Below are 13294 nucleotides of genomic sequence, written 5' to 3'. Positions count from 1 at the left end.
TTACGGTGTTGTAATTTTATAAAAAGGTATGCATTTGTTTAGTATTTTTAATTTAAATTAAAATTTATTATTGTGGTTTTTTAAACAGAAACTGGTGGCTGAGAATTTATTTATTTGAGATTGTGGTTTTTGAATAATACATATTTACAAGGCTTAAATGAAAATACTTTTAATCCGTTAAAAAAATAATTTTAGCCGCATTCTTTGGATGACTTGATGCCTCATTTGTTTAAAAAAAATTAACGATTATATGAGTTGCTTGTATGTTGATGCTTTAGGTATATTTGCATTCATTAATTGTTATGTTATAACATAACTTTAAATTGTTGGTGATTGAAGATTGTCTTTTGAGTTTGGATATCAGTGAAATGAAACGATGCTACTTTATTGGATTGATTGGATGCGTTTCGGCATGTAGCCAAAACGGATTAGACTCAAAACAACAGCTCATGACGATCAACCAGTCTTTATCCAAGCTCGTTAGGACAAATCATCAAGTAGATAAACAGCCTATCAAAAACGTGCCGGCTTCCTTTTTGGTGTGGGAGCAAGATGCAGTTAACCAACAAGCGATTGAACATTATAAAAAATTTTTAAAACAACAAGGTATACATACTTATGTGCCTAATTTTGAGTTTTTCCAAACTGCGAGAGATTGGCAAAGATGCAATGCAACTGAATTTGAAATTCCTCCTCAAGCGTTGTGGCGCAATATCGTGCCTACACTCAACATTCTGGACCAGCTGATTGATCAGCAGATTTTGAATGATTTCACAGTGACTTCAGTTTATCGAAATTTAAATCTTAACCGATGCGCCAATGGTGCAAGCGCTTCAAAACATATTTTTAATGCGGCTTTAGACTTTCGAATTGGTTCTGAAATGCCAGATGAAAAAGAATTGGTTGTTATTCAAGGCACAAAAATAAAACTTTGCAAGTTTTGGCATGACTATGGTCAACAACTCAATATGGGTTTAGGCGTCTATCCATCGGGGCAAATCCATATTGATAGTGCAGGTTATCGCACTTGGGGAGCAGATCATCGTTATCACTCATCTCCATGTATGAATACTTTTCTAAACAATCATAAAAAGCAGGATCAATAAAAATGAAACAAGCTCAGGCGCAGCAAAAGCTTTTGCAAATTTTACAGGCAGAACATAAGGCAATGAGCGCATATCAACTTTTGGAAAAAGCCAAGCCTTATGGTTTTCAAGCCCCTATGCAGATTTATAGAGTACTTAAACAACTGTGTGAGCAGAAACTTATTATTAAACTGAATAGTTTAAATCTATATATCGCCACAGTTGCAAATTTGGAAACGCCTTATCAAATCTTAACGGTCTGTACCCATTGTCAACAGGTGCAAAGTATTGTCATTCCCCATTTTGACAGATGTGTCAAACAATCCTTAAACGCAAAAAAATTTAACGCCAAATGTGAATATTTAGAAGTCCTCGGTCAGTGTTTTTCGTGTGTATCGGCGCATGAAAGCCATACAATTTTAAAGTGAGAATGCCAATGAATAACTTATTAGCCACTCCCAAAAAGCTTCCTGTCACTGTTTTATCAGGTTTCTTAGGTGCTGGAAAAACGACTTTACTGAATCATATCTTGAATAATCGTGAGGATCGTAAGATCGCAGTGATCGTCAATGATATGTCTGAGGTCAATATTGATGCTGCTTTAGTTCGAGAGGGCGGTGCAGAACTTTCACGGACCGATGAAAAGTTGGTTGAAATGAGTAATGGTTGTATTTGTTGTACCTTAAGAGAAGACTTATTGGTTGAAGTCCGACGTTTGGCAGAGGAGCAGCGCTTTGATCAATTGGTGATTGAATCTACAGGTATTTCTGAACCTTTACCAGTTGCAGAGACCTTTACTTTTGAAGATGAAAATGGCATTTCACTGAATGAATTTGCCCGTCTTGATACGATGGTGACGGTGGTTGATGCCTATAATTTTTTAAAAGACTATAGCTCTTTGGATAGTTTACAAGCGAGAGGCGAGTCATTAGGGGAACTTGATAGTCGTAATGTGGTGGATTTATTGATTGATCAAATTGAGTTTTGTGATGTGATTGTGCTGAATAAAATTGATTTGATTCAGCCAGCAGAGCAAGAAAAGCTCTTTAAAATTTTACAATCGTTGAACCCTCGCGCAAAAATTGAAATTTCTCAATTTGGTCAAGTGAATTTGGATCGAATTTTAAATACTCATTTATTTGATTTTTATGAAGCGGCACAAGCCCCAGGTTGGCTCAAAGAGTTACGCGGTGAACATACCCCAGAAACAGAAGAGTACGGTATTCAAAGTTTCGTTTATCGTGCCAGACGACCATTTCATCCGCAAAGGTTCTTTGATTTTATTCAAACTGAATGGCAAGGTGTCATTCGTTCTAAAGGTTACTTTTGGTTGGCATCAAATCCTGAGTTGGCAGGATCTTGGTCACAAGCAGGTGCGTTGGCAAGACATGGGGTGGCTGGATATTGGTGGGCAGCCGTGTCTGATGAACATTGGCCAGAAGATCAACACAGTCTGGATGTCATTCAGGGAAACTGGGATGAACAAACAGGTGATGCTCGCCAAGAAATTGTTTTAATCGGACTGGATATGAATCAATCTGAATTAATTAATCAATTGGATGCATGTTTGTTGACGGATACAGAAATGGCATTGGGTGCAGAAAAATGGCAAACTTTTGATAATCCATTTAGTGGTTGGGCGGATTCTATCACAACCCATTAATCCATGATGTATAGCTCAGTCACAGTCTAGTTGTGAGTGTGGTTTAAAAAGAGTGCTTTTAGTCAAGCACTCCTTTATTCTTTTGATCAATGAAAACCTTAGATTAAATTAAAACTTTGCTCTTAATGTAAGGGTAACATTACGCGGTTCACCCCAATAAACGCCGTTATAAAAACCGACATTTAAGTAGTATTTTTCATCAAATAAATTATTGATATTTAGACTTGCAGTCAGCTCATCACTCAATTTATAACTGGCAAAAGCATTTGCCAAGTAATAAGCCTTCTGAGTGACTACACCACCGTTGTAGGCATTTGCAGGTGCTCCTCCCCATCTTTGTGAGATTTCACTTTGCCAGTTGACGCCACCACCTATCGTCAGTTTTTCTGAACCTGACCAAAGATTTTCAGGCAGGGTATAACTGCTAAATAATTTCACTTGGTTTTGAGGAATATTGCTTAAAGCATTAGCATTTGCAGAACTGACACTATTGACATAAGTATAACCAAAACTTAGATTCCAGTTTTCCTGTAATTTACCAATGGCTTCTAATTCAAAACCATTGACTTTAAGCCCTTTGCCCGTTGACATATAGGCAGTATCCATCTCATCAACTTTAGCAATGGTGCCGTTTTTTACTCCTTCACGGTATTCAACATCTTCTACAGCAAGGTCTTTGACATCTGACCAAAATAAAGCCGCACTGGTCAGTAACTTACCGTCCAATAAATCCGCTTTTAAACCAAGCTCACTGGTACTGCCCATTTCGGGATCTAAATAGTCACCAAAGCGATCTCGTCGTGTAGATGGATTGAATACTTTGGTATAGCTGGTATAAGCAGTATAAGTATCATTGAGGTCATATAAAATCCCTGCATAGGGGATGAGCTGGTCAAAATTACGTGGCTTTGTAGGAGAAACAGCAGCGTTAGGATCCCATTTATCGACTTTGTAATCATAGGAACTATAACGTGCGCCTAAAATTAACTTAAGCGGGTCAGTCAGATTTAAACGTAAAGTTGAATATACGCCGTAAAGTTCTGTGGTATTGGTACTACCTGCACCATTTTTTTCATATGTCGGTTTGGGAATATTTCCTGTCCACTCTCGATAATCTGGTATCGCAGCAGGATATGCTATTTTGCTGTTAACACTTAATGAAGTATTTTCACTTTTGAATCCACTATAACCAATGATTAAATCATGTTGGCGGTTTAACAATTGAAATGGACCAGTTGCATAAAAATCAATATTGAGTTTTTTACTTTCAGCATATGGGCTAACCATACTCCATAGACTCAAGCCTTTACCAGTACTAGGGTCTGGAAAGCCACTTCCGCCATAAGCCACGATCCAACTGTTATCCGAAGTGCTGTGTGCAATTGCAGCTTTTACCAACCAATCATTGGCAAAAGTATGTTCTATATCTGCAAAAACTGTTTTATCTGTATTGGCAATTGAGCTCCAGTCCGCAGACAAGCTAAAGTTTCGCGAAAAATTCGCTTTACTTCCATCAGCATTGAAATAGGGCACTGTTCCCCACGTTGAGCCTTTAGGGTCATTGTCTTGATATTGGAACCCAACAGAGGCAGTTGTGTTTGCCGTTAAATCTGCACTGATAATCCCCATCGCGGCTGTTGACTTTAGTTTATAACGATCCATATAAGATTCTTTGTCAGTATAAGCTGCCATGAATCGGCTTCTAACACTGCCATCTTGAGTGAGTGGAATAGAAACATCGGCTTCAACACGGGTGTTGTCCCATGAGCCATAGGTGGAGCTGACATTGCCCTTAAACTCTTTTTCAGGACGTTTACGAACCATATTGATGGTTGCAGAAGGGCTTCCTGTTGAACCTGTTAGACCTGATGCACCTTTGACGACTTCAATACGGTCAAAGAAAAAGCTATCGAAGCGAGGAGCGTTGTCACCTACAGGCATGCCATCAATTTGTCGGTTGCTGATTGCAAAGCCACGGGAATAGTAGTTAGAACGCTCACTGTCATTCTTTGTTGCTGTTACACCAGGAGTGGCAGCAAGTACATCATCCAAAATAGTGAGACCACGTTGCTCAATTTGTTCACGTGTGACTACACTGACAGATTGTGGTGTTTCTTTTAAAGATAACTTGAGTTTCGAAGATGATCGTGATGAATTGGCTTTATAACTGCCACTTCCTTCAGTTTTTTCATCTTGGGTATCTGCTTTGACGGTAATGGTTGGGAGAACAGATAGATCAGTATTGGATGATTGTTCTTGTGCAAAAGCAGTATGGGAAATTGCACCACATATCAAGAATGACTTGATTGCAATATTTAATGCCGTTTGTCTAAGTTGCTTGTCCATAATGATTAAATTGTGTAAATAAGAATTGTTATTATTATCAATAAGATTGCAAAAAGCTACGCAAATGTCATAATTTATGAATAATTATTTTGATATTTAAAGAGAAAAGAAGATTTAAATTTATGTAATATATTATTTTATATGTAATTTTTTAAAATTAAATACATGAAAATTTATTGTTCATTTCATTAAACTCATAATGATTAAATGTATCAGAAAGTAAATTGATTGGAAGCAAAATTGTTCCAAAAAAAGATTGACATTAAAGTTAACTTTAAACTTAAAGTAGAGCTATACCCAATGAGGCGATAAAAATGAAAGTCTTCGAAAAATTGATATTTCCAAATGGCTCTGAGATTGCCAACCGTATAGCGAAAGCTGCGATGGAAGAAAATATGGCAGATTTAAACCATGCACCTTCTGAAGCATTGATGCGTTTATATCAAGCTTGGGCTGATGGTGGTGCAGGACTGATTATTACCGGTAATGTCATGGTGGATCGTCGTGCAATGACTGGACCTGGCGGTGTGGTACTTGAAGATGATAAACACTTGGATATTTTTAAACGTTGGGCTCAGATAGCACGTTCTCAAGGGGCACAAGTCTGGTTGCAAATCAACCATCCTGGTCGCCAAATGCAGTCCAATCTGGGTCAAGCAACTTGGGCACCATCTGCTGTGGGATTAGATTTAGGCAAAATGTCAGATCGTTTTAGTTTACCAATTGAAATGACTCAAACCATGATCAATGAAGTGATTCAACGTTTCGCTAACACGGCTCGATTAGGTGAAAAAGCAGGTTTTACGGGAGTCGAAATCCATGCAGCGCATGGCTATCTATTGAGCCAGTTCTTATCACCACTGAGTAATAAACGCCAAGATCAATGGGGCGGTTCACTTGAAAATCGTGCACGTCTTTTAATTGAAATTGTCAAAGCGGTTCGAGCCGTGGTCTCAGATCAGTTTACGGTGGCAGTGAAACTTAATTCAGCAGACTTTCAGTGTGGAGGTTTTAGTGCTGAAGATGCTCAACTTGTAGTCGAAATGTTGAATGAATTGGCGGTCGACTTGGTTGAACTTTCAGGTGGCAGTTATGAAGCCCCTGCGATGCAAGGACAAGCGCGAGATGGTCGAACATTGGCACGTGAAGCCTATTTTTTAGAATTTGCGCAAGAGATTCGCAAGATTGCCAAAATGCCCGTGATGGTTACAGGAGGTATTCGCCGTAAACAAGTTGCTGAACAGGTCATAGAAAGTGGTGTCGATATGGTTGGAATTGCTACGGCTTTAGCCATTGATCCAAACTTACCTAATGCATGGAAGCAAGGACAAAATATAACACCAACTTTGAAGCCAATTTCATGGAAGAATAAAACGCTTGCATCACTTGCCAATATGGCAACAGTTAAATTTCAGCTACGTAAACTCAGTTTAGGTAAAAAGCCCAATCCTCAAGTGTCCCCCTTATGGGCATTGATTTTACAGCAAACTGCGATGGCAAGTCGTACTCGTCAGTATAAGCATGCGATGGCAAATATCTTAAAAGCGAGGGGGTAAGATGGGACAAAATCATGATTTGAATTGGATGATTTATGGTGCAAATGGCTATACCGGTGAATTGATTGCCCGTGAAGCTGTTCGACAAGGACTTAGACCGATATTGGCAGGGCGTAATCAAAGCAAGGTGGAGGCTTTGGCACAAGAACTTGCACTTGAGTTCCGAGCTTTTGGATTAGATGATATTGACCTTATCAGTGCACAGTTAAGGGGACTGCATTTAGTGCTACATTGTGCTGGTCCCTTTTCTTTGACATCGAAACCCATGATGCAAGCCTGTATTCAAGCAGGTGCGCACTATTTAGATATTACAGGCGAGATTGCCGTTTTTGAGTGGGCACAATCTCTAAATGCACAAGCACAAAAGGCAAATGTCGTACTATGTCCTGGAGTTGGTTTTGATGTTATTCCAACGGATTGTATTGCAGCTGCTTTAAAGGACGCTTTACCCGATGCGACACATCTGGCATTAGGCTTTGATTCAAAAACAGGGCTTTCCCCCGGAACTGCAAAAACCAGTACAGAAGGAATGGCTGAAGGTGGTAAGGTCCGTAAAAATGGTCAAATTATCAATGTTCCTTTGGCTCATCATGTTCGTCAGATTGATTTTGGACATGGGCAAAAAAGCGCAATGAGTGTGCCGTGGGGAGATGTAGCGACTGCATTTTACACCACAGGAATTCCCAATATTGAAGTGTTTGTACCTGCAGCACCTAAGCTGATTAGGGGAGCGAAAATGTTGAATCACATTCGCCCAGTATTTAAGTTGCAGTGGGTACAGAAAATAATGAAATTACTGATTGGTAAATCGATTACTGGTCCTGATGCAGAAGGACGTGCCAAGATGCCCACTTATGTTTGGGGGGAGGTACGTAATGCACAGGGGCAGACCAAAACAGCAAGAATCCAAACTGAAAATGCTTATAGTTTGACGGTGAATGGTTCATTGGCTGTGGTGAGTTATCTACTTGATCAGCGTGTTAATGGTGGAACATATACGCCTGCCAAATTGATGGGTTATCAGCTTGTTACTCAGCTTCAAGGTTCAGGCGAATTGGTGATTTGCTAATGTTCAAAAGTTGAGAGAAGTGAGATATCGATTGAGTTGTACTTCTTATTCACTCTTAATTGACTTAAAATGTATGAATAAAGAAAAACCAGATCAAGTGATCTGGTTTTTTATAACATCGAGCAATTTTTTTAAGAAATTAATTTAACCTGAGTTCGATAAAAATCATTGATGAAAGATGATACAGCCAAACCTCCTGATTATTCATACAAGTGATTTGGATGATTCATTTATTTCGCCCTTTTGAATCTATAGATGGTCTTGCTATCGTGAAGCGACATGGATGTCGCCATGTTGAGCGGGGGTATATAGGATGTACCCCTCGCTCAACGAAAGATTTTTGTCACTTTTCATCTCTGAAAAGTGAGCCATCGCCTACGCAAAACAATTTAAACTTTAGAAATAAAGCGTGGCTGTGCAAGCCTTAGATCATCAAACAATCTATTGATCGCTTTCATTTTATTGATCAAGAGAAATGAAACGCTATTGATGGTTGCGCTTGCGGAGCACCGCTCCTCATCCTAAAATTGAATGAAAACTCAGTAAGATTCCGCAGAGATTTATTTTTTTCTTCTAGTTAAGGATGTGGTTACGTCGAACTCACATTACTTTAGACTTTTTAATCGTTTTATCACAGCCTCAGCAACTTCTTTACTGGATTGAGGATTTTGTCCCGTGATGATCCTGTCATCAGAAATCACATAAGAGGTGAAAGGGAAAAACCCTCGTTTATATTGAGCGCCGTGTTGTATTAAATTGTTTTGTAAAGAAAAGGGAACTTGAGATTTAATTCCTGACAGCGTTTCCTCAATATTTGCAAAACCGGTCACAGTTCTTCCTGCAATCAGTGGTTGTCCATTTTGTTTTTTTAAAGGCAATAATCCACCGACCCCATGACATACTGCTGAAACAATCCCACCTTGTTGATAAATTTTTTCACTGATCTTTTGTAGGGCTTGATTGTTGGGGAAATCCCACATCGTCCCATGCCCACCAGTATAGTAAACGGCTTGATAATGTGCTGAATCAATTGCATTAGGTGCCAGTGTGGTATTCAGCCGTTGTACAAAATTTGGGTCTGCTAGATGTGCTTTAGCTGATGCATCCATGTAGATAGATTTTAAACTCCGTTCATCCAGTGGAACAGTACCACCTTGAGGGCTGACAAAATCCATGTCGTATCCTGCCGCTTGAGCAACATCATAAAAATGAGTAAGCTCAGTCAGCCACAATCCTGTCGTATCGGAACGTGAGGGATACGTTGCATGATTGGTCATAACCACCAAAATTTTTCCTTTTGATTTTAATGGGTTAGTTTGTTGAGTAGATTCAGATGCAGTGCTTTGACCACTTGCGAATATCACCATAAAAATGCCCATCCACCGATAAAAAAGATTCCAACGTTTAAACATAACAGCTTCCTAATCGTCCACCTGTATTCAATGCTATGCTTAAAGTGAGGTTTAAGGTCAAGCACTTTTATGATTTATAGATAACTGAACTATATTTGTTCCTTTGCATAGTAAAGATTCAGCAAGCGTTGTGCATTTTCCGCACAAGTAATTTCATCAGGTTTGTTATTGATTGCGTGAATCATGGTGCGTAGATTCAGTTTGCTGAGACTTAACTTTTGCTCTAATTCTTCAATATCTTTGATTTTACTTTCCAAAATTCCGATCAATATGTCGTGATTCCATTGTCCAACTTGAGAGGGTAAGAAAGACTTAATTTCATTCAATGAAAAACCGACTTGTTGTGCCTGTTGAATCAAAAAAAGCTGTTTAAGATCATCTTCACTATATTCTCTATAACCATTTGATTTTCTTTTTGCTTTGGGGAGTAGCTTGATTTGCTCATAATAACGAATCGTCGGCGTACTTAGTCCGCTTTGTTTAGATAATTGACTGATATTCATTTTACTAATTTCTTTTTAACACTAAAGTTTACTTTAGGCTTTCACATCATCAAAAGCAAGATGAAAAGATCAATCTGAATTTCATTGAGTGTAAGGGCAAGAACAGTGGGTCAGGGAAAGGATCTTGTATTTTCAGCAGTAGCGTCATGAAAATACAAGATTGGTGAATACCCTATGATCAAAACAGACCCGTTTAAAATTAGAATGCCCAAACAAATTTTAATAATCCGGTATGACCTTCTGGGCGATTTTCAACTTGAGTCTCGGTTAAATATTTCGCTTCGATCGACCAGTTTTTATCTTGATATTGTACGGCAGGACCAACAGCCAAGACCTGACCACGCATACCAATATTGTCACCATGTTGACGATCTGACTTGGTTTGCTTAAACGCATAACCTTCAATAGCAACTTTAACATGATCTGAAAGCTTATAGCCTATACTGTAATCTCCTGCAAAATAATCTCCAGATCGATAATGTGTATCATCGTTTTCTGTATTAAAGCTATAAGAGATTTTCGTAGAAAGGTCTAAACCATTTTCAGGTGCATAGCTATAGGCAAAAATTGGTCGTACGGTATTGTAGTTTTTTCCTATATTGGCAACCAAAGGTTGAGTGATGCTTGCTTTGTCATATTTTCCAGTAGCAAGCACTGTTTCAATTGCGCCAATCCAGTGATGATTACCACGGTGCCAACCAAGCATTGAACCGAGCATTAGGTCACCCAAGGCGGTGTTATGGTCTGACATACCTGCTGCTGAAAGGCGCAAATCGACCATCGGTTGAATCGCATAGAATCCAAGTTGACCTCCCCAATAGTTTTGCTCTGTCATCCAAACCAGTCGAGGAATAAAAGCATTGACGTCTAAATGGAAATTGGGAGGACCTTGATCAAAATGTCCTGCATGATAATTTTGATAATAAGTCAATAAGTAAACACCTGGTGGAGGTAAGGCACCTGCCATCATACCTTCTGCACCTAAGGCAAATGAGTCTGCACCATTTTCCGTAGCATGAGCGATGTGCGTGCTTAAACCGAGCATTAATGTAAGTGAAAGTTTTAAGATGAGTTGTTTCATAGAAAATCCTTTTCAATGATATTTTTATGACATCGAGCTGTACCTATAAGCTTCTGTATAGGTACATTGTGTTAGATGAAATCGTGATGTTTGAGGTTAAGCTGCTGCTCGACGGCGATTAACTTCTGTTGAGGGAACTTGTTGAGTGTCTTTGACCAATTGAAAATGAAAGTTAATGTGCTTAAAAGGCTGATCTAAATTATATTTTTTAATCTCCTCAACAGCTGTAACTTCACTTGCCGTGGCAATTAAGCCTTCACGTGTGGCAAAGGCAAAGTCATCCCACAGGTATTTGTCACCCTCAATATTGAATTGGGTGGTGAGTTTGCGATAACCCGGCGCAGAGACAAAGTAGTGAACATGAGATGGGCGATTTCCATGACGTCCCAGCAAATTGAGTAGCGCTTGTGTCGTACCTTCGGGTGGACAGCCATAACCCACTGGCATAGTGGTTTGCGCGACATATTGACCATTGGTATCTGTGAAAATACTACGGCGCAAATTAAACTCAGACTGAGATTTATCAAAGAAAGAATAATTGCCTAGACTATTGGCATGCCAAATTTCTACTTTGGCATTGGGAATTTTATTTCCAGCCGTATCTGTGACAATACCTTCAATAATCAACGCATCAACATGATCCGATTCAGAACCATCATCCATACGTGCAAAGCCGACAGATTCAGGTACACCTGCAACATATAATGGACCTTCGATCGTGCGTGGTGTTCCGCCTGTAATACCAGCTTTTGCATCGGCCTCATCAGCACGCAGATCTAAATAGTGTTCTAAGCCTAATCCTGCTGCCAACAGACCAAGCTCGTTGGCTTGACCAGCATCGGTAAAATATTCTAACCCTTTCCAAAGTTCAGTTTGAGATATATCCAAGTCTTCAATAGCTTGGAACAAGTCTCCAAGTAGGCGAACCACAATTTGCTGAACACGTGGATTTACTTCACCTGTTGCAGTGTCTACATTCATTTGTTGAACTAATTTATCTATTTCTTGGCGGTTCATCATCATCTTCCTTTGATTGATATGACTGTCGGGAGTGATCTTGTTTTGTCGAGATCACTCAACTGTATCTTTGACTAAAATTGTATAAAGACATGCGTTAGGTCTAAATGTGTCTGAAAAGTGCTGAACGTGATTGTTCCTTTGCACCATCCGCAGCACTCAAGAAACGTTCAGTATGAATATCTTTTTCAAACAAACGGCTTTGCATCAGTGTAGAAATAGCTGCATCAATCATCGGAGGCGGTCCACATAAATAGGCTTTGTGTCCACCACATTTGTGCTCGAAATAATTGGCTACAGCTTCATGAACAAAGCCTGTAAAACCTGTCCAATCGTCTGCTGATTTGGGTGCATTAAGCGCTGGGATGTATCTGAAATTTGAATATTCTTTAACAAGCTGTTCAAATTTTTCTCGGTTATACAATTCAGCCAGATCACGTGCGCCTTGGAAAAGATATATGATGCGTTGATCACCTTGTTCAAGCAGATCCATGATCATGGATTGCGGACTAGACAACCCCGAACCGCCTGCGATAAAGATGACATTTTGTGGGTCAGACTTACGTACAAAGAATTGCCCATATGGACCTGAAAGTACGAGTTTATCTCCCAGCTTTAACTGTTCATGGATATACTGTGTCCCCTGACCGCCCTCGACTTTACGAATGTGCAATTCGATGATATTGGTTTCACTGGGTGAGTTTGCAATTGAAAATGCACGAGTCCCTTCGACATTGGGGATATGGAGATTGATATATTGTCCAGCTTGAAATGCCATCTCACGATCAATTTCAAAACGGATGCCCTTAATCGTCGGTGATAAGTCGGTTATTTCGACCACTTTTGCTTGGTAGTCTTGAACCAAGTAACCTAAGAAATCCTCATCTTCATCCACATCTGCCTCGATGATCATGTCAGATTCAGGTTTACAACAGCAGGCCAAAACTTTATTTTCTTCTCGTTCAATATCCATCAATGCAAACGGTGAAGCCTCACCAACATCGTAGAAACCGTCTGTGACTTGGACTTTGCAAGTCCCGCATGTGCCATGCCCACAGGCAAAGGGTAGCCAAACCCCTTGGCGTAATGCCGCATCCAAAATAGTTTGATCTTGCTCTACTTCAATCGTGGTACCGATGGGTTCGATGGTAACTTGATAGCTCATCTTCATTCTCCTTAAACGTGTGTGCCGTTGTAACCCTGTAATTCAGGCGTAACAAAGCGTAGGAGTGATTTGTGATCAAAACCCAAATCCGCTAATGATTTAGAGAAGTCCACGTTTAACCGTTGCTGGTTAAGGTAAAACTCAACTTTTGACCAATCAATATTTGCAAAGTCAGGATGTTGCTCGAAACCTACTTGAATCTGTCCATCAAGCAACTCTTGAAAAGTTTGATGAGCTGAAACGACAAAAGTATGGGCAGAACAAAAAAGTGTATGATGGTCCCAACCAATAAATAGCAGCATATTGTCGCCGTATTTTTGCTGGAGATCTAAAGGTTCAAATTGATAATTTTCTACAATCGCTTTTACGGTCATGGGGTAATTCCTCAAATTTTTTG

The 13294-nt window shown here is 39.5% G+C and carries 12 protein-coding genes; 5 read left to right on the top strand and 7 right to left on the bottom strand.

Going from position 1 to position 13294, the window contains the following annotated elements:
- The first annotated feature begins 368 nt into the window (after window positions 1-368).
- Genes I9192_RS16345 through zigA form a run of 3 tightly spaced genes read left to right on the top strand, consistent with a single transcriptional unit; the run spans window position 369 to window position 2748 of the window.
- On the top strand, window positions 369-1106 hold the full coding sequence (locus tag I9192_RS16345) for a D-Ala-D-Ala carboxypeptidase family metallohydrolase (RefSeq protein WP_005033141.1): 738 nt from the start codon (window positions 369-371) through the stop codon (window positions 1104-1106).
- 2 nt (window positions 1107-1108) lie between these two features.
- Window positions 1109-1513, top strand: a complete 405-nt coding sequence (locus I9192_RS16340; RefSeq protein ID WP_005033139.1) for a hypothetical protein — start codon at window positions 1109-1111, stop codon at window positions 1511-1513.
- A gap of 8 nt (window positions 1514-1521) precedes the next feature.
- The gene (gene zigA, locus I9192_RS16335) at window positions 1522-2748 is read left to right on the top strand and encodes a zinc metallochaperone GTPase ZigA (protein ID WP_005033137.1); all 1227 of its coding nucleotides are present in this window, start codon (window positions 1522-1524) and stop codon (window positions 2746-2748) included.
- Window positions 2749-2856: 108 nt separating this feature from the next.
- On the opposite strand, the gene I9192_RS16330 is transcribed toward zigA, so the two are convergent.
- The gene (locus tag I9192_RS16330; RefSeq protein WP_200149937.1) at window positions 2857-5094 is read right to left on the bottom strand and encodes a TonB-dependent siderophore receptor; all 2238 of its coding nucleotides are present in this window, start codon (window positions 5092-5094) and stop codon (window positions 2857-2859) included.
- A gap of 314 nt (window positions 5095-5408) precedes the next feature.
- On the opposite strand from I9192_RS16330, the gene I9192_RS16325 reads away from it, so the two are divergent.
- Both I9192_RS16325 and I9192_RS16320 read left to right on the top strand, forming a co-directional pair.
- Entirely contained in the window at window positions 5409-6650 is a 1242-nt protein-coding gene (locus tag I9192_RS16325; RefSeq protein ID WP_005033132.1) for an NADH:flavin oxidoreductase/NADH oxidase family protein, read from the top strand.
- Window position 6651: 1 nt separating this feature from the next.
- The gene (locus I9192_RS16320; protein ID WP_005033131.1) at window positions 6652-7719 is read left to right on the top strand and encodes a saccharopine dehydrogenase family protein; all 1068 of its coding nucleotides are present in this window, start codon (window positions 6652-6654) and stop codon (window positions 7717-7719) included.
- Window positions 7720-8324: 605 nt separating this feature from the next.
- Here the strand turns inward: I9192_RS16320 and I9192_RS16315 are convergent.
- The 6 genes from I9192_RS16315 to I9192_RS16290 all read right to left on the bottom strand — a co-directional run bounded on the left by I9192_RS16315 (window position 8325) and on the right by I9192_RS16290 (window position 13271).
- The gene (locus I9192_RS16315; RefSeq protein WP_005033129.1) at window positions 8325-9131 is read right to left on the bottom strand and encodes a type 1 glutamine amidotransferase domain-containing protein; all 807 of its coding nucleotides are present in this window, start codon (window positions 9129-9131) and stop codon (window positions 8325-8327) included.
- Between the two features lie 89 nt (window positions 9132-9220).
- The gene (locus I9192_RS16310; RefSeq protein ID WP_005033127.1) at window positions 9221-9634 is read right to left on the bottom strand and encodes a MerR family transcriptional regulator; all 414 of its coding nucleotides are present in this window, start codon (window positions 9632-9634) and stop codon (window positions 9221-9223) included.
- A gap of 199 nt (window positions 9635-9833) precedes the next feature.
- On the bottom strand, window positions 9834-10715 hold the full coding sequence (locus tag I9192_RS16305) for a SphA family protein (protein WP_004829547.1): 882 nt from the start codon (window positions 10713-10715) through the stop codon (window positions 9834-9836).
- 96 nt (window positions 10716-10811) lie between these two features.
- The gene (gene catA / locus I9192_RS16300; protein WP_010590966.1) at window positions 10812-11732 is read right to left on the bottom strand and encodes a catechol 1,2-dioxygenase; all 921 of its coding nucleotides are present in this window, start codon (window positions 11730-11732) and stop codon (window positions 10812-10814) included.
- 103 nt (window positions 11733-11835) lie between these two features.
- Entirely contained in the window at window positions 11836-12897 is a 1062-nt protein-coding gene (locus I9192_RS16295; RefSeq protein WP_005033121.1) for an NADH:ubiquinone reductase (Na(+)-transporting) subunit F, read from the bottom strand.
- A gap of 11 nt (window positions 12898-12908) precedes the next feature.
- Window positions 12909-13271 (bottom strand): phenol hydroxylase subunit P4, encoded by a 363-nt coding sequence (locus I9192_RS16290; RefSeq protein WP_005033119.1) that lies wholly within the window; start codon window positions 13269-13271, stop codon window positions 12909-12911.
- Between the last annotated feature and the right edge of the window lie 23 nt (window positions 13272-13294).

Source organism: Acinetobacter bereziniae, assembly GCF_016576965.1.
GTDB classification, from domain to species: domain Bacteria; phylum Pseudomonadota; class Gammaproteobacteria; order Pseudomonadales; family Moraxellaceae; genus Acinetobacter; species Acinetobacter bereziniae.
Note: the sequence above shows the minus strand (reverse complement) of the source record. Positions and strands in the feature narration are given on the sequence as shown.